At 60.9% G+C, this 23509-nt stretch carries 26 protein-coding genes and 3 tRNA genes; 7 read left to right on the top strand and 22 right to left on the bottom strand.

The genetic code is table 11. From position 1 onward, the window contains the following. Positions 1-105: 105 nt before the first annotated feature. Positions 106-414 carry a hypothetical protein gene (locus EGJ68_RS11630; protein WP_123034681.1) on the bottom strand — a complete coding sequence of 103 codons (309 nt, stop codon included), beginning with the start codon at positions 412-414 and terminating at the stop codon, positions 106-108. Between the two features lie 395 nt (positions 415-809). Between EGJ68_RS11630 and EGJ68_RS11635 the strand changes: the two genes are divergently transcribed. Then, a complete protein-coding gene (locus EGJ68_RS11635) occupies positions 810-1268 on the top strand; it encodes a hypothetical protein (RefSeq protein WP_123034682.1) in 459 nt (152 codons plus the stop codon). A 343-nt stretch (positions 1269-1611) separates the two neighbouring features. Here the strand turns inward: EGJ68_RS11635 and EGJ68_RS11640 are convergent, their stop codons facing one another. The 6 genes from EGJ68_RS11640 to EGJ68_RS11665 form a co-directional block, all read right to left on the bottom strand. Continuing rightward, positions 1612-2232: a hypothetical protein gene (locus tag EGJ68_RS11640; protein WP_158283631.1), complete on the bottom strand. Its 621-nt coding sequence runs from the start codon at positions 2230-2232 to the stop codon at positions 1612-1614. Positions 2233-2599: 367 nt separating this feature from the next. Further along, positions 2600-2687 (bottom strand) — tRNA-Ser (locus EGJ68_RS11645). An 81-nt stretch (positions 2688-2768) separates the two neighbouring features. Next, entirely contained in the window at positions 2769-3176 is a 408-nt protein-coding gene (locus tag EGJ68_RS11650) for a DUF1761 domain-containing protein (protein ID WP_123034684.1), read from the bottom strand. Positions 3177-3309: 133 nt separating this feature from the next. Further along, positions 3310-4131, bottom strand: a complete 822-nt coding sequence (gene queF, locus EGJ68_RS11655; protein ID WP_123034685.1) for an NADPH-dependent 7-cyano-7-deazaguanine reductase QueF — start codon at positions 4129-4131, stop codon at positions 3310-3312. A 3-nt stretch (positions 4132-4134) separates the two neighbouring features. Further along, positions 4135-4908 carry an ABC transporter permease gene (locus EGJ68_RS11660; RefSeq protein WP_123034686.1) on the bottom strand — a complete coding sequence of 258 codons (774 nt, stop codon included), beginning with the start codon at positions 4906-4908 and terminating at the stop codon, positions 4135-4137. Then, positions 4905-5822, bottom strand: coding sequence for an ABC transporter ATP-binding protein (locus EGJ68_RS11665; protein ID WP_123034877.1), 918 nt, complete (start codon positions 5820-5822; stop codon positions 4905-4907). The genes EGJ68_RS11660 and EGJ68_RS11665 overlap by 4 nt, the downstream gene beginning before the upstream one ends. A 70-nt stretch (positions 5823-5892) precedes the next feature. Between EGJ68_RS11665 and EGJ68_RS11670 the strand changes: the two genes are divergently transcribed. The 3 genes from EGJ68_RS11670 to EGJ68_RS11680 all read left to right on the top strand — a co-directional run bounded on the left by EGJ68_RS11670 (position 5893) and on the right by EGJ68_RS11680 (position 6544). Continuing rightward, positions 5893-6270, top strand: coding sequence for a PA2817 family protein (locus tag EGJ68_RS11670; protein ID WP_123034687.1), 378 nt, complete (start codon positions 5893-5895; stop codon positions 6268-6270). A 102-nt stretch (positions 6271-6372) separates the two neighbouring features. Beyond that, a tRNA-Glu gene (locus EGJ68_RS11675) sits at positions 6373-6448 on the top strand. Between the two features lie 20 nt (positions 6449-6468). Continuing rightward, positions 6469-6544, top strand: a tRNA-Gly gene (locus tag EGJ68_RS11680). A gap of 71 nt (positions 6545-6615) precedes the next feature. On the opposite strand, the gene EGJ68_RS11685 is transcribed toward EGJ68_RS11680, so the two are convergent. The 5 genes from EGJ68_RS11685 to EGJ68_RS11705 are packed head-to-tail and all read right to left on the bottom strand — an operon-like array spanning position 6616 to position 9624. Continuing rightward, positions 6616-7740, bottom strand: coding sequence for a 4-phosphoerythronate dehydrogenase (locus EGJ68_RS11685; protein WP_123034688.1), 1125 nt, complete (start codon positions 7738-7740; stop codon positions 6616-6618). Next, positions 7740-8336 (bottom strand): elongation factor P hydroxylase, encoded by a 597-nt coding sequence (locus tag EGJ68_RS11690; protein ID WP_123034689.1) that lies wholly within the window; start codon positions 8334-8336, stop codon positions 7740-7742. The genes EGJ68_RS11685 and EGJ68_RS11690 overlap by 1 nt, the downstream gene beginning before the upstream one ends. After that, positions 8336-8572: a sulfurtransferase TusA gene (tusA, locus tag EGJ68_RS11695; RefSeq protein ID WP_123034690.1), complete on the bottom strand. Its 237-nt coding sequence runs from the start codon at positions 8570-8572 to the stop codon at positions 8336-8338. The genes EGJ68_RS11690 and tusA overlap by 1 nt, the downstream gene beginning before the upstream one ends. Then, complete coding sequence (locus EGJ68_RS11700; protein ID WP_123034691.1) at positions 8569-8823, bottom strand: YheU family protein; 255 nt, start codon at positions 8821-8823, stop codon at positions 8569-8571. Before EGJ68_RS11700 ends, tusA begins: the two co-directional genes overlap by 4 nt. A gap of 3 nt (positions 8824-8826) precedes the next feature. Continuing rightward, a complete protein-coding gene (locus tag EGJ68_RS11705) occupies positions 8827-9624 on the bottom strand; it encodes a class I SAM-dependent methyltransferase (RefSeq protein ID WP_123034692.1) in 798 nt (265 codons plus the stop codon). A 71-nt stretch (positions 9625-9695) separates the two neighbouring features. On the opposite strand from EGJ68_RS11705, the gene EGJ68_RS11710 reads away from it, so the two are divergent. Then, entirely contained in the window at positions 9696-10229 is a 534-nt protein-coding gene (locus EGJ68_RS11710; RefSeq protein ID WP_158283632.1) for a glycine cleavage system protein R, read from the top strand. On the opposite strand, the gene EGJ68_RS11715 is transcribed toward EGJ68_RS11710, so the two are convergent. Genes EGJ68_RS11715 through prmB form a run of 3 tightly spaced genes read right to left on the bottom strand, consistent with a single transcriptional unit; the run spans position 10215 to position 12521 of the window. Continuing rightward, complete coding sequence (locus EGJ68_RS11715) at positions 10215-10433, bottom strand: hypothetical protein (protein ID WP_123034694.1); 219 nt, start codon at positions 10431-10433, stop codon at positions 10215-10217. The two genes, EGJ68_RS11710 and EGJ68_RS11715, sit on opposite strands and share 15 nt — an antisense overlap. An 8-nt stretch (positions 10434-10441) precedes the next feature. Then, positions 10442-11560, bottom strand: a complete 1119-nt coding sequence (aroC, locus tag EGJ68_RS11720) for a chorismate synthase (RefSeq protein WP_123034695.1) — start codon at positions 11558-11560, stop codon at positions 10442-10444. A gap of 40 nt (positions 11561-11600) precedes the next feature. After that, positions 11601-12521, bottom strand: coding sequence for a 50S ribosomal protein L3 N(5)-glutamine methyltransferase (prmB, locus tag EGJ68_RS11725; RefSeq protein WP_123034878.1), 921 nt, complete (start codon positions 12519-12521; stop codon positions 11601-11603). A 168-nt stretch (positions 12522-12689) separates the two neighbouring features. Between prmB and folE the strand changes: the two genes are divergently transcribed. Further along, the gene (gene folE / locus EGJ68_RS11730) at positions 12690-13238 is read left to right on the top strand and encodes a GTP cyclohydrolase I FolE (RefSeq protein WP_123034696.1); all 549 of its coding nucleotides are present in this window, start codon (positions 12690-12692) and stop codon (positions 13236-13238) included. On the opposite strand, the gene EGJ68_RS11735 is transcribed toward folE, so the two are convergent. The 3 genes from EGJ68_RS11735 to htpG all read right to left on the bottom strand — a co-directional run bounded on the left by EGJ68_RS11735 (position 13235) and on the right by htpG (position 16869). Further along, entirely contained in the window at positions 13235-13822 is a 588-nt protein-coding gene (locus EGJ68_RS11735; RefSeq protein WP_123034697.1) for a DUF4892 domain-containing protein, read from the bottom strand. The genes folE and EGJ68_RS11735 overlap by 4 nt on opposite strands. After that, positions 13819-14871 (bottom strand): NAD(P)H-dependent glycerol-3-phosphate dehydrogenase, encoded by a 1053-nt coding sequence (locus EGJ68_RS11740; RefSeq protein WP_123034698.1) that lies wholly within the window; start codon positions 14869-14871, stop codon positions 13819-13821. The genes EGJ68_RS11735 and EGJ68_RS11740 overlap by 4 nt, the downstream gene beginning before the upstream one ends. Before the next feature lie 78 nt (positions 14872-14949). Next, a complete protein-coding gene (gene htpG / locus EGJ68_RS11745) occupies positions 14950-16869 on the bottom strand; it encodes a molecular chaperone HtpG (protein WP_123034699.1) in 1920 nt (639 codons plus the stop codon). A 128-nt stretch (positions 16870-16997) separates the two neighbouring features. On the opposite strand from htpG, the gene EGJ68_RS11750 reads away from it, so the two are divergent. Next, the gene (locus EGJ68_RS11750; protein WP_123034700.1) at positions 16998-18521 is read left to right on the top strand and encodes an alpha/beta hydrolase domain-containing protein; all 1524 of its coding nucleotides are present in this window, start codon (positions 16998-17000) and stop codon (positions 18519-18521) included. 94 nt (positions 18522-18615) lie between these two features. Here the strand turns inward: EGJ68_RS11750 and sucD are convergent, their stop codons facing one another. The 4 genes from sucD to odhB all read right to left on the bottom strand — a co-directional run bounded on the left by sucD (position 18616) and on the right by odhB (position 23491). Continuing rightward, a complete protein-coding gene (gene sucD / locus EGJ68_RS11755) occupies positions 18616-19491 on the bottom strand; it encodes a succinate--CoA ligase subunit alpha (RefSeq protein ID WP_027948314.1) in 876 nt (291 codons plus the stop codon). Between the two features lies 1 nt (position 19492). Further along, positions 19493-20662, bottom strand: a complete 1170-nt coding sequence (gene sucC / locus EGJ68_RS11760) for an ADP-forming succinate--CoA ligase subunit beta (RefSeq protein WP_123034701.1) — start codon at positions 20660-20662, stop codon at positions 19493-19495. Positions 20663-20772: 110 nt separating this feature from the next. Continuing rightward, positions 20773-22212, bottom strand: a complete 1440-nt coding sequence (gene lpdA / locus EGJ68_RS11765; RefSeq protein ID WP_123034702.1) for a dihydrolipoyl dehydrogenase — start codon at positions 22210-22212, stop codon at positions 20773-20775. Between the two features lie 25 nt (positions 22213-22237). After that, positions 22238-23491 carry a 2-oxoglutarate dehydrogenase complex dihydrolipoyllysine-residue succinyltransferase gene (gene odhB, locus EGJ68_RS11770; protein WP_123034703.1) on the bottom strand — a complete coding sequence of 418 codons (1254 nt, stop codon included), beginning with the start codon at positions 23489-23491 and terminating at the stop codon, positions 22238-22240. Positions 23492-23509 lie beyond the last annotated feature (18 nt).

The raw sequence follows: 23509 nt of genomic DNA on the forward strand, positions 1-23509 counted from the left end.
GAGCGGTTCGGTGTGATGGTGATGGTGCAGCAGCTATGCAGCCGGGTATGAAAACCGCACTTATTGTTGTCTGCGGTTGATCAGTAGAGGAAAACCTTCTCTATTTCAATTGGTTGCCAGCATTTCTTCACGCTTGCGGAAATCCTCAAGCGCACCGTTGTAGCGTGCGGCAACGGTCTCGGCGCGGTCTACCAGCCGGTTGTGCAGCAAGGGGTGAATCAGCGTTCGGCAATCAAGGTAGGCTTCGACGCCGGCAACATAGTCGGCAACCGCCTCCTGCGCTATCTGCATCTCAGCATGGCTGGCAATGGCGCCATCCGGAATAGCAGGATGCTCTACTGGCAGGCTGGCGGGGCAACTGGCCCAGGTGTTGGCGGCAAGGAACAGGGCGGGGATTGTGAGCAGGGATTTCATGGCATACACCTCGTGTGATGAAAATCGAATACATCGATTTGTTACCCGATGTGTTACCTATATTCACACAAAAGACAGAGAATGCAACTGTTAATCGGCATAAGATAACGATTTTATCTCACTGTTTTGTATGACGATTGCTGATCATATTTCTACCTCCGCACCGCTCGGCTACATAAAGTAACACCTGACATACCGACCTGCCCGGCAGTGGTGCAGATAGCCAGGATATTGACGTGCACATGCGCCGCATTGCGCCCTCGTGGTGCAGGGAAGCGCCCATGTGCCATGGCTTGGGGCGCGAACGGGGTGCCGGTGAAACCGAGCCCGCAGAGGGTTGCAAATGATAATGGTTATCATTATATTGAGCGCAAGCCCTCTCAGGAGACTCCACCATGCATCTGCGCTTCCTGTGCCACGCGCACCGCACTCTGGTTGAGCAGTCGCGCTCGCGGGCACTCAGCGTCTGGGACTTGAGCCAGCAAAAAGCGCTGCTCTTCCAGCAACGAGGGGAGCTGGAGCGAGCCGTTGCTGCCGCGGGCGGCGCTCTGGAAGCGGCCGAAGTGCTGCTGACCATGCACCGCAAGGCTACCGCCATCGACCTGCACCGCTTCGCCGACGCAGCCTGCCTGACCCTGCGCCTGATCCGCGATTTGCGCCAGCCCGAGCTTACCCGGCGCTTGCTGTGTAGCTGTATCGCGAAACTGCAGCCGCACATTGTGAGTGGTGCCCACCAGCAGACAGCACTCGCATGTTGCCAGCGTCTAATGGAGGTGCGCACTCCGAGTGAACGAACACACACACATGAACCGGTGCCCAACTCCGCAGGAGCCGACAATCGACGCCTGCATTGAACCGCGCGAGCATTCTGAACCCATGACAGTGGAGACTTCAGCCAACCGTCTCGACCACACTGAAACAGTGCAGCTCGAAATCCCCTGCCATATCCTGCAGCGTCTGCTCAGCGAGCGCGGATTATGCGTGTGTGAACTGCGCTGCCTGTCGGCAGAGTCGCGTCAACGGTTGCGGGATATTGTAAAGACCTGCGCCATACGCAAGGCGAGCGGGGGTGATGGGCACCAAAATCTCGACAAGTGCGGGACTACTAACCACCGCCCTACCAAGCAAAGACTACACTTAACTGAGTCTCCGCGTGTCGAGGCAAAACCAAAGTGATGGATACAAGCATCGCCTCATTCACCTCACTTCGACATGAAAATACTCGGGATCGCGGTCACGGCTCAGCTTGACCTGACTAAAGTAGGAGCGTGACTCCCCTGCGTTCAAATCATCGCTCCCCGCATCTGATGAAGTCTCGTCTTTTGCAAGCTGCGCCATTCCAACCTGAACGCCCAGGGCATCGAACAGGATTATGGTGACGTCAGGGTCGACACTCCGTTGGCCATCGTTCTGCAACACGGCAAGGTAACCAAAACGTTTTTTCTGCTCTGTACCTGTCCGTGTGAACCTAATGTTCTTCAGGTAGCGTTCGCCGATGGGAACGATGGCGTCAAACACCAGCGGATTGAGATCGGGAATCCGATTCTGCACCAGACTCGCCTTCTCTTCCTGCAATTTCGCGACTTGCTGCTCCAGGGCGGCGACCTTGTCCCTCAGGGTGTCTGCACTTGCATCCTCTCCCCTGACTGCCACCTCGCGGCCAAGAAATAGCTCATTCATCGAAGAGAGCTTATATGCCGTCACGATCCAGCCGACACCAGTAACTATCAACAGCGCTCCAAGCACCATGGAAACAAGCATGTACTGGACCGCTTTTCTATAATTGCGGCTGTATCTTCTAGGTACGTGATTTTCCACCAAGAGTTCCCGGTTCAGTTGGAGCCGATGTGTCGAAGGTCTTTTTGGCGCTGCCACACCCGAGGCCGCACAATTATGGTACTAGACGTCTATGCTTATCACTTCAGCATATCTGACTGTCAGTTGTTGGCGCAAACTGAATAACCAGTATTTGAGACTGGTAGAAGTCAGGCAACAATAGCACCAATCGGTCGCCGAAAGATGATGTCGAAGCGAGCGTATGGTTTCAGGAACTTTGGAAATTACAGGCTAAGAGTGCTGACCCATTATGGATGGGTGGTGCGGCGTTCCGATGGCATCATCAACAGGGTTTAGTGAATATCGGCCCATCCCCCGTTAACTGGGTAGAGCCAGCAGTGGGAATAAATGGCGGTGAGGGAGAGATTCGAACTCTCGAACGGTTGCCCGTTACACACTTTCCAGGCGTGCGCCTTCGACCACTCGGCCACCTCACCGTGAGGGCGCGGATCATAACATAACCGCCAGCGCTTGCCAGCGTTTTAGCGGCAGTTTGTTCTACCGCGTTGACGCCCTCGCTAGCGCCAGCCGCCCAACACCGCACCCATCGCGGTGAGCGCCACCACCCAATAGCCCCCGTTTACCAGCAGGTACGACCAGGGGCGTTGCTCGAACAGGGTGATAACCCCCGTGGCAAAAAACAGCCAGCCAAACCCTGTAAGAAAGCCGTAGAGCGTGCCGGTGACCAGAGTCACGCCGGGTGCGGCCAGAAACCGCTCCAGGCAGAGCGCCATCACCAACAGGAAAACGAAGGCGAGGCCAAAAATTCTGGCTTTGTTTCCGCTGTTTACCTGCGCCTCGCTCAGGCCGGCAGCCCGCATCCACGCGGCACCAAACAGCAGGGGGGAATACCACAGGCCGCCGATCACGAACGCGGTGAACGTAGCGGCCAGAACGGCAAGAAAGTGAACAGGAACTTCAGCCATGACGAACTCCAATAAACGTTATTGTTGTTGTCGCATAACTGTTGCCGAGGGCCGCGCGGGAGTCAAGGCCCGCTTGGCAGGCCATATCGGCGACCCCCAAGCCGGGTTCTGGCCACCAAGCGCGGGGCTGGCGCTACTGCCGCGCCAAACGCAGCCAGGGCGGCTCACCGCCACCGCTGCTGCGAAATGGATTGATGTCCAGCCCACCGCGGCGGGTGTAAAAGGCCTGCAGGTGCAGGAATTCGGGCTCGCAGGCCTGTTGGAGATCGCAGAAGATACGCTCGACGCACTGCTCATGAAAATCCTGATGTTCGCGATAGGCCAGGATGTAGCTGAGCAAAGCCGCGTGATCCAGCGCGGGCCCACGGTAGTGCAACCACAGCGTTGCCCAGTCGGGCTGACCGGTCACCGGGCACAGAGAACGCAGGAGGTGACTGTACAGCCGCTCCTCGACCACACTCCCGGGCGCACACTGCAACATGCTGGCCTCGGGCTCCTGCCGGGGCCAGCGCCCGGCAGCGCTGTCAATGCATAGCCCATCGGGCTGCGCACCCGCCAGGGCCGGATCATCGGGGGCGAATACCGCCAGCGCAACCTCACCGCCCGCTGCGGCACTGATATCCCGCACAATACAGGCCAGCGCCGCCGCCTCGTCGTCGAACACCGTGTTGTTGAGGGAGTTCAGATACAGCTTGAAAGACTTGGACTCCACCAGGTTCGGCGTGCTGGCGGGAATGGTAAAGCGCCCTACCCTGGCCTGTGCCTTGTCTTGGCCATCAAGCCAGGACAGCTCGTAGGCGTGCCAGACGTCAATGCCCTCAAAAGGAAGCTGCCCGGCCAAACCCAGCGCAGTGCGCCCCTCCTCGCGGGGGATGGGATACAGCAGGTCCGGCGCATACTGGGTGGCTGCGGGTACCTGCTTGCCCAGCAGCAGCGCTTCCGAGTCCAGCGCCATGGCTTACTGCCGCAACCGCTTGCCGGTGTTCAACAGGTGCATGCTGTAGCACCAGGCCACCACGGTGAACACGGTGATCATGCCAAAGGCCACGCTTAGGCTGACATCCGACACACCGAGCACACCATAGCGAAATGCGTTGACCACATAGACCAGCGGATTGAGCTTCGATACCGCGGCCCAGAAATCCGGCAGCAGGTCCATCGAATAAAACACGCCGCCCAGGTAAATCAGCGGCGTGAGCACAAACGTTGGAATAATAGAGATGTCATCGAAATTGTTGGCATACACCGCGTTAATAAAGCCCGCGAGCGCAAACAGGATAGAGGTCATCAGCACAATGATCACCACGACCGCAAAGCTGTGCATGTGCAGGTCGGTGAAGAACAACGACACCAGCGTAACAATAACGGCAACCAGCAACCCCCGGCTCACGCCGCCAATCACGTAACCGAGCAGAATGATGTAATTCGGCGTGGGCGATACCAGCAGCTCTTCAACACTGTGGTTGAATTTGGAGCCGAAAAAAGACGACACCACATTGGAGTAGGAGTTGGTCACAATGGCCATCATGATCAGCCCCGGCACCACGAACTGCATGTAGGTGAAGCCCCCCATGTCACCGATGCGCGACCCGATCAGCGAACCGAAAATCACGAAATACAGGGACATGGTGATTGCGGACGGCAGCAGTGTCTGGGTCCAGATACGCAGGTAGCGCTTGATCTCCTTGCGCAGGATCGTGACCAGGGCGACCCATTGTTCCTGAAAATTCATTGCGCGCCCTCCACCAGCCGTACAAACATCTCTTCCAGCCGGTTTGCGCGATTGCGCATGCTGCTGATGCGGATACTGGCCTGACTGAGCCCCGCAAACACCTCGTTGATGTGCTGGCCCTTCTCGACTTCTATCTCCAGCGTGCGCTCATCCACACGTCGCACACCAAACCCTTCGATCTCCACCACGTCGGGCAGCTCGTCCACCGCATCAAAGATGAACACCTCGCGATGCAGCCGGCGCAGCAGATCACGCATGGAGCTGTTCTCCACAATCTCGCCGTGGTTGATGATGGCGATATTGCGGCACAAGGCCTCGGCCTCTTCAAGGTAGTGCGTGGTCAGAATGATCGTTGTGCCCTCCTGGTTGAGCTTTTGCAGGAAGTCCCACATGGAACGGCGCATCTCGATATCAACGCCGGCCGTGGGCTCATCGAGGATCAGCAAGCGCGGGTTGTGCACCAGGGCACGGGCAATCATCAGACGCCGCTTCATGCCACCGGAGAGCATGCGTGAGGGCACGTGTCGCTTGTCCCACAGGCCCAACTCACGCAGGTATTGCTCGGCGCGCTCGCTGGCCAGCGCCTTCGGCATCCCGTAGTAGCCTGCCTGATTGACCACAATGTCGAACGGCTGCTCGAACATGTTGAAGTTGAATTCCTGCGGCACAATGCCGATGTTCTTCTTGGCGCCGGCAAAGTCCTCGTCGATATCAGTACCGTATACCGCCACCTTGCCCGCCGTTTTTGCCACCAGCGAGCAGATCACGCCGATGGTGGTCGATTTTCCGGCCCCGTTGGGGCCGAGCAGCGCAAAGAAATCGCCGTGCTGCACTTCAAGGCTGATGCCCTTCAGGGCCTGGAAGCCACCGGCGTATTGCTTGGTGAGATTTTCAATGGTCAGTGCTGGTATCATGCCGCCTCGGTAAATCACGGGAGAATTCAAGCGCTGCATTGTACCTGCAATCGCCGCACTGAACGAGACGATGGACGATACGCAATATTTACAGCACTGCCGTGGACTCTGGCGAGAGTTCGCCACCACCCTCAATCAACGCACAGCAGGCCTGGATTCGGAGAACCCGCTGCGTGAGCTCGCCGATGCCTGCTATCGCCTGCCCGATGAGGCGCTGTATACCCAGGGCCCTCCGCTGGTGCTGCGGCTGTTCACCCACCAACCCGAGTTTGCCCCCACATTTCCGCGCACACTGCTGTGGTTTCTGGGCGGCGATTGCCTGCACGTGCTGACCGATGAGGAAATCGCGACCTTCCAGGCGCTGGATGAAGCACGCCTCGAGGCGGCCGCTCGCGGCGAGCTGTTTGACTATCAGGGTAACGCCGCCGCACGCCTGCAACTCACCTGACCCGCCCGCTGCCGCCGCGAGATGGCAAAAAGTGCACCTTCAGGTATTGACGTCTTCTGGCTCTCTACCTACAATGCGCGCCTCTTGATTGAGAGCCTTTGCGTCCCCTTCGTCTAGTGGCCTAGGACACTGCCCTTTCACGGCGGTAACAGGGGTTCGAACCCCCTAGGGGACGCCACTCTCTCACACTCAAGAGCTGCGGGAATAGCTCAGTTGGTAGAGCGCAACCTTGCCAAGGTTGAGGTCGCCGGTTCGAACCCGGTTTCCCGCTCCATTCCGCAACGCCAATAATCTCCTCAACCCGCTGACGCTGCCTTCTGTTTGGTAGAGCACAACCTTGTCCGCTCACACCACGACTGCGCCCAAAGCCTTGACCCACTCGACCTGGTCAGGGTTGGCTGCCACGACGTCACTACCCGCCAGTTCACGCCGCACGGGATAGGTTTTGCGCAGATGATCGAAAGCCTGACGCGCCCGCTCCACAGGTGCACCAAACACCACCTCGCGCAGGCGACTGTCGTCTGCGTGGATGTCATAGCGCGCCGCGCACAGCCAGCGCAACACGTCCACACCCCGTAAATGCGGCGGTAACTTCAGGGTTTCAGGCACGGTGGTCAGGGGCGATGCCTGCTCTTCCGCACCCCATTCCTGCTGCAGCGCCTGCGCCAGTTGCCGCGTCGCCGTCAGCTTCGCATCCAGACTGTAGCCGGCGATATGCGGTGTACCGATAGCCACCCGCTCCAGCAGTGCCGGCGACACCTCCGGCTCGAATTCCCAGACATCCAGCACGCAGCGCGGGGCAGCCGGCGCCTCCAGCCGCGCCTGCAGTGCGGCGCTGTCGATCACCTCCCCCCGGCTGGCGTTAATAAGCAGGGAGCCGGCATCCAGCTGTGCGAGCTGTGTGTGGCCCAGCAGATGGTAGCTCGGCCAGGGCGCGGCGCGGGTAAGTGAGGTGTGCAGCGAAATCACATCGCACGCCAGCACGCGGGCCAAAGGCGCCGGCTCGGGCACCGCGCCCGCTGGCAGCCAGGGGTCATACTGCAGGCTGGCAATTCCCAGCGCGGCCAGGCGCGCCCGCAGTAACCGGCCGACGTGGCCATAGCCGATAATACCAATACGGCCTCGGGCGAGGAGCCGCTCCAGCGTCCCGGGTTGCGCCGCAATGGCTGCCAGCACGTATTCCACCACTGCATTGGCGTTGGCACCGGGGGCTGCCGCAAACGCAATACCGGCCGCTCGCAGCCAGTCGATATCCACATGGTCCAGCCCCGCCGTGGCACTGCCGACGAATCGCACCGGGCTATTGCGCAATAACGCCGCATCGACGCGCGTCACCGAGCGCACCAGCAGCACATCCACGGCGCACAGGTCCGCGGGGGTAATCTGGCGCCCCTCCACCGCCCGCAATTCGCCCATGTGGCCGAAACAGTCGTGCAACCCGGGAATGTTCTGGTCGGCGAGAATGCGCATCAACGATCAGCTGAGGGCGCTGCCGTTGCCCTCACCAGCGCGGGCGTCAGGGCACCACACTTGTCGAACTCGGCCTGCAGCGCGCGGAAAAATACTGCGGCGCGGCGCGGCAAGGTGGCTCCGGCGAGGCGCAGGGCCTCACGACGCACGGCCGACTCGAAGGCGCTGTGATCGCCAGTCTCCCCCCCCCCTGCTGCAAGGTTGTCGGTACTGATCCGAAAGGGATAGCCACAGGCAATGGAAAAACACCATTCCAGGGCCTGCGGACGTACCTCTACAGACTCGAAGGCGGCTTGTGCCGCAGGATCACGGCCCTCCGGCGCATACCAATACCCGAAATCCAGCTGTTGCCTGCGCGCAGCGCCCGCAATGCACCAGTGCGCGGTTTCATGCAGCGCGCTGGCAAAGTAGTCCTCGCGAAACCAGAGCCGGTGCGGCTCACCCGGTTGGGTCGACGGTGCATACAGCGGCTCGTCCGCACCGCCGCACAGCAGGGTGTTTTCAGCCTGCAGGAAACACTGCGCGAACACACGCTCCACTCGACTGACACAGAACACGGGCGTGTGGGCGCGGGACCGTTGGATGGTGGGCGACATCAGCCGCCTTTGCGCAACAGGAACAGAAAGTTGCCGGCCTCCTCCGTCTCGGAGAGCAGTTCATGGCCGAGAAAGGAGCAAAACTTCGGAATGTCGCGCTGCGTGGTGGGGTCAGTCGCGACCACGCGAACCGTTTCGCCCACCTGCATGTCGCGAATACAGTTGTGCAACAGCATGACCGGCTCGGGGCAGTACAGCCCGCTCACATCCAGGGTGTGGTCCGCTGCAGCGGTCACGACAGCACCCCGCCGGATAACAAAACCCGGGCGCTGTCACGCGGCAGCAGATCCCAGGTTTCACTGTCGCCGTCATACAGCAAGACGAGTTCGCCAGCATTCAGCTGGTCGCGCAACTGCTGCACTTTGCTACCCAGGCTCAGCTCCCGGTCGCCGTAATCGGTACCATCGCGACTGGCAAACTCCTCCAGCAGCGCACCCAGAACCTCTGGCGACAGGCGGGAAGGCGGTATCTCGAGCAGGTCAGCCAAAGTTCACGCCGGTTTGATGAAGCGCAGGGTCATGCGGTCGCTCTCGCCGATTGCCTCGTACCTGGCGCGGTCTTCTTCGGCGCCGCGTAGCGCTGGCGGCAGTGCCCAGACGCCAGCGGCGTGATCAGCAGTATCCCGCGGGTTGGCATTGATCTCGCTGCGCGCATCCAGCTTGAAGCCGGCTTTCTCTGCGGCGGCGATGACATGCGCTTCGGTGACATAGCCGCTCTTCGCCATTGCGGAGAGGTCATCACCGGAAGGGGCGCGATGCTGCACAACGCCCAGCACCCCGCCGGGCTTGAGTGCTGTGAACGCGGCCGCGAGCGTTGCATCGAGGCTATCCATGCGCATCCAGCTGTGAATGTTGCGGAAAGCAACCACAAGGTCTGCCGAGCCCGCGGGGGCTACCATGGTCTCCTCAGGCGGCGCCAGCTGTGTCACCGTGACTGGACCGTACAGATCATTATTGCTGGCGAGCTTTTGCAGAAACCCGCCCAACGCGTTGCGAAAATAGGCATTGGATGACAGATTCATGCCGAAGTGTGCGGCGTAAAGCTGCCCGTCTTTAGCCACCAGCGGCGCCAATACCTCGGTATACCAGCCACCACCGGGCGACAGCTCGACCACGGTCATGCCTTCCTTGAGACCAAAAAACTCCAGCGTTTCGCGCGGGTGGCGGGAGCTGTCCCGCGCCTTGTTCTCTGCGGAACGCTGTTCGCCGTTGAGGGCGCTCTCCCAATCGAGAGCCGCATGCGCCGGAGCCAGGGCCAGGGCCAATAACAGTGCCAGTACATATTTCATGGTCGTTTCCTTCTGCCACATGGGGTTGCAGGTTAATATACGGACTGTGGCAGTGAATGTGGAGTCTGATCGTGCAATCTTCTTTTATCGTAACCTTCATTGGCGACGATCGCCCCGGCCTCGTCGAACAATTGTCCAGCGCGATTGAGCGTTGCGGCGGCAACTGGCAAGAAAGCCGGCTCTCACAGCTGGGCGGCAAATTTGCAGGCCTGGTGCTGGTTACCCTGGCCGAGGACGCCGGGGATACCCTGGAGCAAGCGCTCAAAGGCCTGGCCAGCAGCGGCATCAGCGTGCGCGTTACACCCGCCAGTGTCGCCGCGGCACCCACGGCGGGTCAGCGTATCACCCTGGCAGTGCTCGGGCCGGATCGGCCCGGCATTGTGCGGGAGATTTCCCGGGCGCTGGCGGCAGAACACGTCAATGTCATCGACATGGAAAGTGAGGTCAGCAGCGCGCCGATGAGCGGTGAGCCCCTGTTCCGCGCGGACATACTCGCGGAGATACCCCAGGGCGCATCGCAGGAGGCCCTCACCGACGCGCTCGATGGCATTGCAGAACAAATGACTCTGGAGATAGACCTGGGGGCCAATTCAGTCGCGCGTTGACAGGCGACGCAAGCCAATCCACAGCGCGGCCGCGAGGGCCGCGGCGAGCACCAGCAAGCCAACCACCGACAGCGTCATCAGGAACATGGCCCAGATGCGCTCGGGGGGAATGTCAAAGCTGTCCACCGCACCCCATACCAGAGCCGCCATGGCCAGCAGGCCGAGAATAAGCGTGCGCAGATAACGGCGTCTGGAGCGGGCCATGGCAGCGCCTAACGCGACGGCGCCGGTACAGGTGCCGACGCGGGTAAAACGGGCGTGGCACAGCTCACATCCATGTTCTGGCCTCGGTGACGCAACACGTGGTCCATCAGCACAATCGCCAGCATCGCCTCGGCGATAGGGGTGGCGCGAATGCCGACACAGGGGTCGTGACGACCGTGGGTCACCATCTCCATCGCGGTACCTGCGGTGTCGATGGTCGCACCGGGCTGGCGGATGCTGGAGGTGGGTTTCAGCGCCAGGCTCACGGTAATATCCTGTCCGCTGGAGATGCCGCCCAGCACGCCGCCAGCATTGTTCCCGACGAAGCCCTCCGGCGTCAGCAGGTCGCGGTGCTCACTGCCCTGCTGCTCCACAACCGCGAAGCCGGCTCCGATTTCCACGCCTTTCACCGCGTTAATACCCATCATGGCGTGGGCGATATCGGCGTCGAGGCGATCGAACACCGGCTCTCCCAACCCCGGCATCACGCCGCTGGCCACCACGTTGATGCGTGCACCAATGGAGTCCCCGCGTTTGTTCAGCGCCGCCATGTAAGTTTCCATTTCACTGACTTTTGACGGGTCGGGGCAGAAAAACGGATTGCTCTCCACGCTGTCCCACTGCACGGTTTCAGCGCGAATGGGGCCCAGCTGGGCCAGGTAGCCGCGGATAACAATGCCATAGCGTTCGTGCAGAAATTTACGGGCGATCGCACCGGCGGCCACGCGCATGGCGGTTTCACGGGCCGATGAGCGCCCGCCGCCGCGGTAGTCGCGAAAACCGTACTTCTGCTGGTAGGTATAGTCCGCGTGTGCCGGACGGAAGGTGTTGGCGATGTCGGAGTAGTCCTTGGAGCGCTGATCAGTATTGGCGATCAGCAGGCCAATGGAGGTCCCGGTAGTGCGCCCTTCAAACACCCCGGACAGAATCTGCACTTCATCCGCCTCCCGCCGCTGGGTGGTAAAGCGAGAGGTGCCCGGTTTGCGCCGGTCCAGGTCGCGCTGCATGTCTGCCGTGGTCAGGCTCAGCCCCGGGGGGCAGCCATCCACAATGCAGCCCAGCGCCGGACCGTGACTTTCACCGAAGCTGGTCACCGTGAACAGCTTGCCAAGAGTATTGCCAGACATGGTTAACCAATCTCCCCCAAAAACGCGCCAGTATACGCTATCAGGCCGCGCTTGGCCGACTTTCAGGCAGTTCCGCTGCGCTCAACACGCACACACCGTGGCCACCGTGCTCGAATTCGATCCAGGTGAAAGGCAGCTGGGGAAATGCGGCTTCCAGGGCCTCCCAACTGTTGCCGACTTCGAGCACAAGCAGACCGTGGGGCTGCAGGTGAGCTTTTGCCTGCATCAGAATCCGCCGTGTTACATCCAGCCCGTCTTCACCCGAGCCCAATGCCAGTGCAGGCTCGTGGGCATACTCGGCGGGCATTTCCGACAGGTCGCTGGCATCCACGTACGGCGGGTTGGTCACAATGATGTCATAGCGCTCACCCGCCACGGCATGAAACAGATCGGACTGCAGAATGCGCACCCGCTGTTCCAGCCCCAGGGCACGCGCATTGACCGCGACCAATGCCAGGGCGTCGGCGTCCAGATCCAGCAGGTCAACCTGCGCGTCCTGCAAATACCATGCGCTGGCAAGCCCGATGCAGCCGCCACCGCAGCAGAGATCCAGAATACGGACAGGAGCGGGGCCCCGGTACCAAGGCTGATAACCGGCGCGCAGCAATTCCGCAATCGGGGAGCGCGGGATAATAGCGCGGGGGTCGCAGTGCCACCGCAGCCCGGCAAACCAGGCTTCGCCGGTCAGGTAAGGCAGCGGCACCCGTTCTGTCACTCGGCGGTGCAGGAGGTCAGCTGCTGCTCTCGCCTGAGCGCTGGAAAGCGGTAGCGACAACACCCGGTCGTCACTGTCTGCCGGCAACTGCGCGCACCACAGCACCAGTTGCACGGCCTCATCCCAGGCGTTGTCGGTGCCGTGGCCATAGTACGCCGGGGAAGCTTCCAGTGCGGCGGCTACCGCCTCAAGCGCTTCACCCACGGTCGCCGCAGCGGCCACAGCCTGTGTCGGTATATTTTGCATGCCGCGAGTGTAAATCATCCGCTGCAGCCGCAATAGTCTCGCGCGCCCGAACCCGGTCACAGGCGCCCCCGAGGGACCAGATCGAGCGCTTGCAGGTTTGCCTTCGCTGGGGACGGTTGCTAATATCGCCGGCCGGCCGCTGGGCGGGTCATCAAGGGGACACAACGCATGGAACAAGAGTGGGCCAGAATCATCGAGGCGATAGGCGAAGACCTGTCACGCCCCGGCCTTGCCGATACACCGAAGCGGGCGGCGAAGGCATTCGAGTTTCTCACGCGCGGCTACCATCAGTCTGTTGAAGACGTAGTCAATAACGCCCTGTTCCCCTCCGACTCCAGTGAAATGGTTCTGGTGCAGAACGTTGAGCTGTACTCGCTCTGTGAACACCACGTACTGCCCTTTATCGGCAAATGCCACGTGGCCTACATACCCACCGGCAAGGTGCTTGGCCTCTCCAAGGTAGCGCGCATCGTGGATGTGTTCGCGCGACGCCTGCAGATTCAGGAATCCCTGACCACACAAATTGCGCAGACCATCATGGACGTGACGGAAGCGGAAGGTGTGGGTGTGATTATCGAAGCACAGCACATGTGCATGATGATGCGCGGTGTAGAAAAGCAAAACTCGGTGATGAAGACCTCGGCAATGCTCGGCAGCTTCCGCACCGAGCAAAAAACACGCGACGAGTTCCTCTCGCTGCTGCAACTCGGGGGCTAGAGCAGCCCCTCGCCGGTTTCCGGCGCCAGGGTCAGAATGTCGACATGCAAATACTGGCGGTCCGCGGTACGCGCACCGCTGTAGAGCAGCACACGGTAAGCGCCCTCGGCACCCTCCACCGCATACGCGCGATAACTCTGGTCGTCGGCGCGGCCGTACAGCAGACGCTGGCCAAATACCCGGTTAGCCCACTGTGAGCCCGAACCGCAGGCACGGCCGTCACAAGCAAACAATCGCGTGGCAGTGGCCTGCCCGGCCAGATTGCGCTCCAGCCGCTTGAGCACCTCGCGCGAGGTGAAACCATCGACAATCTGCCAGGTGGCGCGCTGCAACTCACCGTTCATACGCACGCTGTCGCGAAACACCCAGGCTCCCATGGATTTCTGGATGGGGCCAAGGCCTATCTCGTGGTCTCTCACCACATCGGTGGTACGTGCAATGGACAGGGCGTGAGGAAATGATTCCAATTCATCCAGCAAGGCCTGAGGGCTGTAATCAGCGGCCCGTGTCGCAGTTGCGCCGACAGCCACAACACCGGCCAGTAGCCAGAACGCCGCTCTGCAATATTGCACGAAAGACTTCAATCCTCTCTCCTTGCCCTGTGCGCCGCGCGCAAATCGCCCACCGCGAACTCGACATCACGCGCCTGCTCACTGGACATCATATCACTGAAGATCTCCGATACCGGGCGCTGCTCATACAGAATACCGAACAAACCATTGACCAAGGGCATGTGCACAGCGCGCCGGTCTGCTTCGGCCTTTAACAGTGCAAGGGTATTGATGCCCTCCGCAACCTGGTCCATGTCCGCCAGCACGGCCTCCAGCGACTGCCCCTTGCCCACCGCATAGCCAATCCGGTAGTTGCGCGACAGCGGCGATGAGCAGGTGACAAAAAGATCGCCCACTCCGGCAAGACCCAGAAAGGTCAGCGGGTTGGCCCCCAGCTGCACCGCGAACTGCGACATTTCGGCCAGCGCTCGCGTCAGCAGCATGCCCACCGTATTTTCACCAAACGACAGGGCGGCTCCCAAGCCGGCGAGAATGGCGTACACGTTCTTTAATGCACCACCCAGTTCTACGCCAAACATGTCCTGCGAGGCGTAGACGAGAAAGCGCTCGCTGTGCAGCAGGTCATGTAATGCCGTGTTCAATGCATCACTGTCGCTGGCGACAACCGAACCGGTCACGTGCCCGGCCGCGATTTCACTGGCCAGGTTGGGGCCGCTGAGTACCGCACGCGGATTGCCCGGCGCCTCAGCACGCAGAATTTCGCTCATCAGGCTGAAACCACCGGGCTCAATGCCCTTGGTCAGGCTGACCAGGCAGGTATGGGACGCAACAAGTGGCGCAACGTCCCGCACGATCTGGCGAAAGGAGGCACTCGGTACAGCGACGAACACCGTGTCGGTGTCTGTCACCGCGTCCGCCAGCGAGGTGGTGGCGCGCAAGCGGCCGTCCAGCCGGTAACCGGGCAGATAATCGGTGTTCTCGTGGCGGGCATTGATCTGGGCAACGCGCTCCGCGTTGCGCCCCCAGAGGGCGACCCGGTGGCCGTTGACAGCAACCAGGTTGGCAATCACGGTTCCGAAACTGCCCCCGCCGAGAACAGCAACCCGGTGTGAACGAGGCATGACGTACTCCCTATTCTTATGCGCACCAGCTTGGCAGCGTAGCGCGGGCCTGGCAAGCGCCGGGCCCGCGACGGGAGATCAGCCCTTGCTCAGTTGCAGCAACAGGCTGTTGAGGCGGCTAACGAAGCTCGCGGGGTCTTCCAGCTGACCGCCCTCCGCCAGCGTCGCCTGATCCAGCACCACGTGTGCAAGATCACCGAAGCGGGCCTCGTCCTGCTCCGCGTCCAGCATTTGTAGCAGCGGGTGCGAGGGGTTGATCTCCAGAATGGGCTTGCTGTCTGGCACCGGCTGACCGGCGGCTTCCATAATACGCTTCATCTGTGCGCCCATGTCGAAGTCGCCCACCACCAGGCAAGCCGGTGATTCCGTGAGTCGTGTCGAGGCACGCACTTCCGCTACCGCATCGCCCAGCACGCTGCCCAGCCGTTCGACCAGAGCCTCGCTGGTCTCTTTCAATTTCTCCTGTTCGGCTTTCGCTTCCTCGGAATCGTCCTCCAGGTCCAGCGCGCCGCGCGCCACATCCTGCAGTTTCTTGCCGTCAAATTCCTGCAGCTGATTCATCAGCCAATCGTCAACGCGATCGCTGAGCAGCAGCACTTCAATACCCTTCTTGCGGAACACTTCGAGGTGCGGGCTCTTGCGTGCGGTGTTGAAGTTTTCCGCCACCACGTAGTAGATTTTCTCCTGCCCTTCCTGCATGCGCCCAACGTAATCGGCGAGCGATTGATTCTGCTCGGGCTGATCGGTGTGCGTGGTACTGAAGCGCAGCAAGCCGGCAATCTTTTCCCGGTTGTTGAAATCTTCCGCGGGGCCTTCCTTGAGTACCTGGCCAAACTCTTTCCAGAAATTGGCGTAGTCATCGCCCTCTTTTTTCGCCAACTTGGCCAGCATGTCGAGCACGCGCTTGGTCAGGGCGCTACGCATCGCGTCAACCGCACTGTCCTGCTGCAGAATCTCGCGGGACACATTCAGCGGCAGGTCGTTGGAGTCGACCACCCCTTTCACAAAGCGCAGGTACAGCGGCAGGAACTGCTCGGCGTCATCCATAATGAAGGTGCGCTGCACATACAACTTGAGCCCGCGGTTCATGTCGCGGTTCCACAAGTCGAAGGGCGCACGACGCGGGATATACAGCAGGCTGGTGTATTCCTGCTTGCCCTCGACCTTGTTGTGGCTCCAGGTCAGAGGTTCGTCAAAGTCGTGGGAGACATGGCGATAGAACGCCGCATAATCCTCATCGCTGATTTCCGTACGCGCCCGTGTCCACAGCGCGGTGGCTTCGTTGACCGGCTTGTATTCCGGCTCGGCAGCCTCCTCCGCAGATTCCTCGTCGGCCTCATTGCCAGCCGCGCTCTCCAGCATCATCACCGGCACCGAAATATGGTCGGAGTATTTCTTGATGACGCTGCGCACGCGCCAGTCATCTGCAAACTCGCTGCAGGCGGGTTTCAGGAACAGGGTGATGGTGGTGCCTCGGCTGTCCTTGCTGCGCGCCTCGATGGTGAACTCGGCCTCACCGTGGGACTCCCACAGCACGCCGCTGTCATTCTCGGCGCCCGCCTTGCGGGTATGCACTTCCACCCGGTCGGCGACAATAAACGCGGAGTAAAAGCCCACGCCGAACTGACCGATGAGCTGCGAGTCCTTTTTCTGGTCACCGCTCAGGTTTTCGAGGAAGGCCGCCGTACCCGATTTGGCGATAGTGCCGAGGTTCTCAATCACCTCGTCCCGACTCATGCCGATACCGTTATCGCTGATGGTAATGGTGTTGGCGTCCTTATCGACATCCACACGCACTGCAAACTCGCCCTGTCCCTCCAGCAACGCGTCATCCGCAAGGGCTGCAAAGCGCAGCTTGTCGATGGCATCCGAGGCGTTGGAGATCAATTCACGCAGGAAAATCTCCTTGTTGCTATACAGGGAATGAATCATCAGGTGCAGCAGTTGGCGCGCTTCGGTTTGAAAACCAAGAGTTTCTTTCTTCACATCCGCAGTCATGGGTCCCTCGCGAGCAGTGGCAGGTAAGTGGGTGTATTGCCTTGGGCAACTGCAGAGGTGGGGGCTAGGCGCTGGCATTTCAAGTCAGGCTAATGCATATTAGCCTCATAACAATCAGGAGCGACGGTATGAACCCGATCACCCACCGCTGGCCGCTTGCCCTCGGGCTGTCTTTCTCACTTCTCGTCGGTTGCAGCGATGGCAGCGATGGCGTGCCTGCGCCGCCGGAGCCACCACCGCCGGTAGAGCCGGACTACCTGCCTATTGCTCAACCCGGGGTGGCCGACCCGCCGGATGAAGGCGACCTGTTCCTGCTCTCCACCACATTTGATTTGGCTGAAGTCGGCTACCAGCAGCGCGAGTATTTCCTCTCGGGCACGGCGACAGCGTTTGGCAACCTGAACGAATTGAGCAGTGACGGCGCCTGGGAGGCCGAACCCGCGGGCACTGCCGACTACCGCACCCGGGTGGTGGTCTATCGCCCCAGTGATGCGGCGGATTTTAGCGGCACCGTACTGGTGGAATGGCTGAACGTCACGGCGGGGTTTGACACCGGTCCTTCCTATGGCTCAGGACACGTGGAAATGCTGCGCCAGGGGCATGTGTGGGTCGGTGTGTCGGCACAGCGTGTCGGCATAGAAGGCTCCGGCACGCCGGTGGCACCGCTGAATCTCAAGGCCGTCAATCCCGCGCGCTACGGCACACTGGAACACCCGGGCGACAGCTTCTCCTACGACATGTTTTCCCAGGCGGCACAGGCTCTGCGCGAACCGGCAGAAGTGGATTTGCTGGATGGCCTCGATGTGCAGCAGATGATCGCGTTGGGGGAGTCCCAGTCCGCCGGGCGACTGATGACCTACATCAATGCCATCCACCCGCTGTACAACACCTTCGACGGCTACATGGTGCACAGCCGCGGGGACGGCAGCTCTCCCCTTTCCCAGGAGCCTGAAGCCGAGATCCCGACGCCAGAGAGTGTACGCGTGCGGGAAGACCTGAACGTGCCGGTATTCAACTTCCAGACCGAGACGGATGTCCTGCTGTTGGGCGCCATCAATGACCGCCAGCCCGACAGCGACAATTTCCGGCTGTGGGAGGTCGCCGGTACCGCGCACGGTGACTACTACTCTTTCATCATTGGCCGCGAAGACACGGGCGCCGATCCGCGTTTCCTGCTGGTTGAAGAGGCCAATGGCATTCCCGGCTTCCTGAACTGCGCGCGGCCCGTGAACGCCGGCCCCATGGCCTGGGTTTTCGGTGCGGCATTGCGCGCACTGGACACTTGGGTGCGCGACGGCACCCCGCCACCCACGGAAGAATTACTGCGCGTGGACGACAGCAACAGCGCCTTCGTCAAGGATGAGCGCGGCAACGTACTTGGCGGGGTGCGCACACCCTGGGTGGATGCACCGGTCGCCGTGCTCTCGGGGGAAGGTCAAGAAGGGGACCGGCTGTGCTTCCTGTTCGGCACCACCGTGCTGTTTGATGCCGCACAAATGGCCGCTCTCTATGTGGATCAGGCGGGCTATGAAGCGGCTGTCACGGAATCACTGGACCGCGCACTGGAAGGCGGCTTCCTGCTTCCCGAGGACGCGGAGCGCATTCGTGCGGTGGCGCCGCTGCAGTGGCAATCTCAGGTGCCCGGCGACTGATCACGCAGCATACAAGCAAAAAAAAGCCCGCACTAAGCGGGCTTTTCTTGCCGGGGAAGGCCGCTACCAAGCTACCGCCCCCTGCTGCAACGGCTTATTTCCAGCCCGTGACCTCGGCGAGGGCCTTGCCGATATCGGCCAGGCTACGCACGGTCTTCACGCCGGCATCTTCAAGCGCAGCAAACTTCTCGTCTGCTGTACCTTTACCGCCAGAGATAATCGCGCCCGCGTGGCCCATACGCTTGCCTTTCGGCGCGGTAACGCCGGCGATGTAGGACACAACCGGCTTGGTCACGTTCGCCTTGATAAAGGCCGCTGCCTCTTCTTCGGCGGTGCCGCCAATTTCACCGATCATCACAATGGCTTCGGTCGCCGGGTCCTTCTCGAACATCGCCAGGATATCGATGAAGTTGGAACCGGGAATAGGGTCGCCACCGATGCCAACGCAGGTGGACTGGCCAAAGCCTGAGTCCGTGGTCTGCTTGACGGCTTCATAAGTGAGCGTGCCTGAACGCGACACAATGCCCACTTTTCCAGGCAGGTGAATATGACCCGGCATGATGCCGATCTTGCACTCGCCGGGGGTGATGACACCTGGGCAGTTGGGGCCGATCAGGCGCACGCCCAGCTCATCGCACTTCACTTTGCAATCGAGCATGTCGAGGGTAGGAATACCTTCGGTAATGCAAACGATGAGCTTCACGCCACCATTGGCCGCTTCCAGGATGGAATCCTTGCAAAAGGGCGCCGGCACGTAGATCACTGAGGCATCGGCGCCGGTGGCCGCTACGGCTTCCGCCACGGTGTTGAACACGGGCAGACCGAGGTGGGTCTGCCCACCTTTGCCAGGCGTTACGCCACCGACCATCTGAGTGCCGTAGGCAATCGCCTGCTCGGAGTGAAAGGTGCCCTGGGAGCCGGTGAAGCCCTGGCAGATCACCTTGGTGTTCTTGTCAATCAGAATACTCATTTCAGGCGGCTCCTTCAGCTGCTTTGACTGCCTGCTGGGCAGCATCGGTGAGGCTCGTAGCGGCGATGATGTTCAGGCCGCTGTCGGCGAGAACCTGGCGACCGAGCTCGGCGTTGTTGCCTTCCAGGCGCACAACAACCGGCACCTGCACGCCGATTTCCTGCACGGCCCCGATCACACCCTCTGCAATCAGGTCGCAACGCACGATACCGCCGAAGATGTTGATCAAGACGGCCTTGACCTTGTCGTCGGAGAGAATGATCTTGAACGCTTCGGAGACGCGCTCCTTGGTCGCGCCGCCGCCCACATCGAGGAAGTTCGCCGGTGCACCACCGTGCAGCTTGACGATATCCATGGTGCCCATGGCCAGGCCAGCACCGTTGACCATGCAGCCGATGTTGCCGTCCAGAGCGACGTAGTTCAGTTCCCACTTGGCGGCGTGCGCCTCACGGGCATCTTCTTGCGAAGGATCGTGCATCTCGCGCAGCGCCGGTTGGCGGTACATCGCGTTGCCGTCCACGCCCAGCTTGGCGTCCAGACAGTGCAGGTTGCCCTGGTCCGTGATCACCAGCGGGTTGACCTCGATCAGTGCCAGGTCCTTGTCCTTGAACAGCTGTGCAAGGCCCATGAATATCTTGACGAACTGCTTGATCTGGTCGCCCTCGAGGCCCAGCTGGAACGCCAGTTCGCGGCCCTGGTAAGGCTGGGCACCGACCAGCGGGTCGATAATGGCACGCAGGATTTTTTCCGGCGTTTCTTCCGCAACTTTCTCGATTTCCACGCCACCTTCAGTAGAGGCCATGAAAACGATGCGACGGGTCGCACGATCAACCACCGCGCCGAGATAGAGTTCCTCGGCAATATCGGTGCAGGTTTCGACGAGGATTTTGCTAACCGGTTGGCCGCCTTCGTCCGTCTGGTACGTGACCAGATTCTGGCCCAGCCACTTGGCCGCGAAATCGCGCACTTCGTCAGTAGTTTTCACCAGCTTGACGCCGCCCGCCTTGCCGCGGCCGCCCGCGTGCACCTGAGCCTTGACGACCCACATGTCACCGCCGATGGTCTCCGCTGCCTTGACCGCCTCTTCCGGCGAATCGACAGCATACCCCTTGGATACGGGCAAGCCGTACTCGGCAAACAGCTGTTTGCCCTGATACTCGTGAAGGTTCATGCTTTGTCCTGTGTGTTGCTTAGTGTCCTGGAATGCGCCCTAACGGCCCATACCCCCCAGTGCCTCGTCTGCGCCAGAATAGGTTTTATGCGCGCGCGACCGGGCAAAGTTCATTTCCGAGGCTTGCGATTGGCGATGTGAATGGCATGACCATGCACCGCCAGGGCGGCCTCGTGTACTGCTTCCGACAAGGTCGGGTGTCCAAAAACGGTCAGCGCCAGGTCTTCCGAACTGGAGCCGAATTCCATGGCAATCACCACCTGCTGAACCAGATCGGCGGCGGACGGGCCAACAATGTGGCAGCCCAGCACCCGATCAGTCTCGGCATCGGCGATGATCTTGACCATGCCATCGGTGTCATTTGCCGCGAGTGCACGTCCGCTGGCAGCAAACGGGAAAACGCCCACTTTATAGTCCACGCCGTCTGATTTCAGTTCCTGCTCGGTGCGCCCCACGGCAGCCACCTCAGGATGCGTGTAGATAACAGACGGGATGCAATCGTAATTCAGTTGCGCCTTCTTGCCGGCGATACGCTCCGCCACCATAACGCCCTCTTCCGACCCCTTGTGCGCAAGCATCGGACCGCGCACCACGTCACCGACCGCGAACACGTGCGGCGCCTCAGTGGCACAGTGGTCGTTGACATAGATAAAACCGCGCTCGTCGAGGTTGACGCCACAATCCGTCGCCAACAGGTCTTCCGTACGCGGGCGGCGACCGACAGACACAATCAGCTTGTCGAACACCTCGCGGTGTTCGCCATCGGCATTGGTAAAGGTAACCTCCACTTTGCCGTCCTTCACTTCCGCACCCGTCACCCGGGTGCTGAGGCGGATATCCAGCCCCTGTTTCCGAAAGATCTTGCCGGCTTCCTTGGCAATCTGTGCGTCCATCATCGGCAGCAGATCGTCCAGTGCCTCCAGCATCACCACATCGGAGCCCAGACGGGCCCAGACGCTGCCCAACTCCAGGCCAATGACGCCCGCGCCAATGACGCCAAGCCGCTGCGGCACTTCACTGAATTCCAGTGCGCCGGTGGAGTCGACAATGTACTCGTTGTCCACCGGTGCCGGCGGTATGGCGATGGGGCTGGACCCTGCCGCGATAATGATGTTTTCCGCCTCAACAACGCTGACCTTGCCATCCTTGTCCGTCACTTCCACCTTGCAGCCAGCGAGCACCTTGCCGCGGCCCTGGATGCTGGTGACACCGTTGTGCTTGAACAGGCCGGTAATGCCCCCGGTGAGCTGGTCAACGATTTTGGTCTTGCGCGCCATCATCGCCGCAATGTCCATGCGCGGCTCGTCGATAGCGATACCGTGCAGGCTGAAATGATCCCTCGCTTCGACAAACTTCTGGCTACTATCGAGCAACGCCTTGGAGGGAATGCACCCCACGTTCAGGCAGGTCCCGCCCAGGCGGGTCTTGCCTTCCGTATCCACCCATTGTTCAACACAGGCCGTGGTCAAGCCGAGCTGGGCCGCCTTGATTGCTGCCACATAGCCGCCGGGGCCTGCGCCGATTACCACTACGTCGTATTTGTCAGCCATTGTCTTTCCTATTCCCGTCGAGTGCTTACAGCTGCAGCAGGATGCGGGCCGGATCTTCGATCAGGTCCTTGACTGCCACCAGGAACTGTACCGCCGTCTTGCCGTCAATCAGGCGGTGATCGTAGGACAGCGCGAGGTACATCATGGGCAGTATCACCACTTCACCATCGACGGCCATGGGCCGCTCCTGGATCTTGTGCATGCCCAGAATCCCCGTCTGGGGGGGGTTCAGAATCGGTGTCGACATCAGCGACCCGAACACGCCGCCGTTGGTGACGGTGAACGTGCCACCGGTCATGTCATCAATCGTCAGCTTGCTGTCGCGGGCGCGCAGGCTGAGGTCGCGAATGGCCGCCTCCACATCTGCCAGGCTCATGAAGTCAGCATCGCGCAATACCGGCACCACCAGTCCGCCGGGCGCGGAGACCGCGACACCGATGTCCTGATAGCCATGGTATACCACGTCGGTACCATCGATGGATGCATTGACCTCGGGGAATCGCTTCAGCGCCTCGCAGCAGGCTTTGACGAAGAAACCCATAAAGCCCAGGCGCGTGCCGTTGTGCACTTTCTCGAACTGCTCTTTGTATTTCTCGCGCAGGGCCATGACGGGGGCCATGTTGACCTCGTTGAACGTGGTCAACATCGCGGTGCCGTGCGTGGCTTCCAGCAGGCGCTCGGCAATGCGGGCACGCATGCGCGTCATCGGCACGCGCTTCTCTACGCGTTCACCGGTCGGGCCGGCGGGCACCTGCGGCATGCTGTCTTTGCTGGCGCTGGCCTTGGCCGGGCTGGCGGGCGCTGCAGAGGCAGGTGCCGGCTTGTCTTTCAGGTGCGCCAACACGTCTTCCTTGGTGATACGACCGCCCTTGCCCGTGCCGGCAATGCTGGCGGGATCGAGTTTGTGCTCGGCAACCAGCTGCCGCGCGGCCGGACCCATCAGGGCATCTGCCTCGTCGCTGTCCTGTTCATCGGCGCTGTCGGCGGCTTTGTCAGACGCCTTGTCTGCCTTTTCCGCCTTGGGTGAAGCGCTCGCCGATGCGCCCGCTTCCAGCGTCGCAAGCAGCTGCTCGCTCTGGATGGTCTCACCTTCGGCCGCGTGGATCTTGCTGATCACCCCGTCCTCCGGAGCCACCACTTCCATCACCACCTTGTCGGTCTCTATCTCCACGATCAGTTCGTCGCGAGAGACCGCCTCCCCTTCCTGCTTGTGCCAGGTGGCAATTTCCCCGTCGGCAACGGACTCGGGGAATGCTGGGGCCTTGATTTCGATAGCCATTTCGGTTCCTTTGGAAAG

The sequence above is a fragment of the Haliea alexandrii genome (assembly GCF_003719295.1).
Lineage (GTDB): Bacteria > Pseudomonadota > Gammaproteobacteria > Pseudomonadales > Halieaceae > Haliea > Haliea alexandrii.

Coding starts and splice junctions, on each gene's coding strand:
- EGJ68_RS11630 (WP_123034681.1), bottom strand. CDS start 414: ATGAAATCCCTGCTCACAATCCCCGCCCTGTTCCTTGCCGCCAACACC.
- EGJ68_RS11635 (WP_123034682.1), top strand. CDS start 810: ATGCATCTGCGCTTCCTGTGCCACGCGCACCGCACTCTGGTTGAGCAG.
- EGJ68_RS11650 (WP_123034684.1), bottom strand. CDS start 3,176: ATGGCTGAAGTTCCTGTTCACTTTCTTGCCGTTCTGGCCGCTACGTTC.
- queF (WP_123034685.1), bottom strand. CDS start 4,131: ATGGCGCTGGACTCGGAAGCGCTGCTGCTGGGCAAGCAGGTACCCGCA.
- EGJ68_RS11660 (WP_123034686.1), bottom strand. CDS start 4,908: ATGAATTTTCAGGAACAATGGGTCGCCCTGGTCACGATCCTGCGCAAG.
- EGJ68_RS11665 (WP_123034877.1), bottom strand. CDS start 5,822: ATGATACCAGCACTGACCATTGAAAATCTCACCAAGCAATACGCCGGT.
- EGJ68_RS11670 (WP_123034687.1), top strand. CDS start 5,893: ATGGACGATACGCAATATTTACAGCACTGCCGTGGACTCTGGCGAGAG.
- EGJ68_RS11685 (WP_123034688.1), bottom strand. CDS start 7,740: ATGCGCATTCTCGCCGACCAGAACATTCCCGGGTTGCACGACTGTTTC.
- EGJ68_RS11690 (WP_123034689.1), bottom strand. CDS start 8,336: ATGTCGCCCACCATCCAACGGTCCCGCGCCCACACGCCCGTGTTCTGT.
- EGJ68_RS11705 (WP_123034692.1), bottom strand. CDS start 9,624: ATGAAATATGTACTGGCACTGTTATTGGCCCTGGCCCTGGCTCCGGCG.
- EGJ68_RS11715 (WP_123034694.1), bottom strand. CDS start 10,433: ATGGCCCGCTCCAGACGCCGTTATCTGCGCACGCTTATTCTCGGCCTG.
- aroC (WP_123034695.1), bottom strand. CDS start 11,560: ATGTCTGGCAATACTCTTGGCAAGCTGTTCACGGTGACCAGCTTCGGT.
- prmB (WP_123034878.1), bottom strand. CDS start 12,521: ATGCAAAATATACCGACACAGGCTGTGGCCGCTGCGGCGACCGTGGGT.
- folE (WP_123034696.1), top strand. CDS start 12,690: ATGGAACAAGAGTGGGCCAGAATCATCGAGGCGATAGGCGAAGACCTG.
- EGJ68_RS11740 (WP_123034698.1), bottom strand. CDS start 14,871: ATGCCTCGTTCACACCGGGTTGCTGTTCTCGGCGGGGGCAGTTTCGGA.
- htpG (WP_123034699.1), bottom strand. CDS start 16,869: ATGACTGCGGATGTGAAGAAAGAAACTCTTGGTTTTCAAACCGAAGCG.
- EGJ68_RS11750 (WP_123034700.1), top strand. CDS start 16,998: ATGAACCCGATCACCCACCGCTGGCCGCTTGCCCTCGGGCTGTCTTTC.
- sucD (WP_027948314.1), bottom strand. CDS start 19,491: ATGAGTATTCTGATTGACAAGAACACCAAGGTGATCTGCCAGGGCTTC.
- sucC (WP_123034701.1), bottom strand. CDS start 20,662: ATGAACCTTCACGAGTATCAGGGCAAACAGCTGTTTGCCGAGTACGGC.
- lpdA (WP_123034702.1), bottom strand. CDS start 22,212: ATGGCTGACAAATACGACGTAGTGGTAATCGGCGCAGGCCCCGGCGGC.
- odhB (WP_123034703.1), bottom strand. CDS start 23,491: ATGGCTATCGAAATCAAGGCCCCAGCATTCCCCGAGTCCGTTGCCGAC.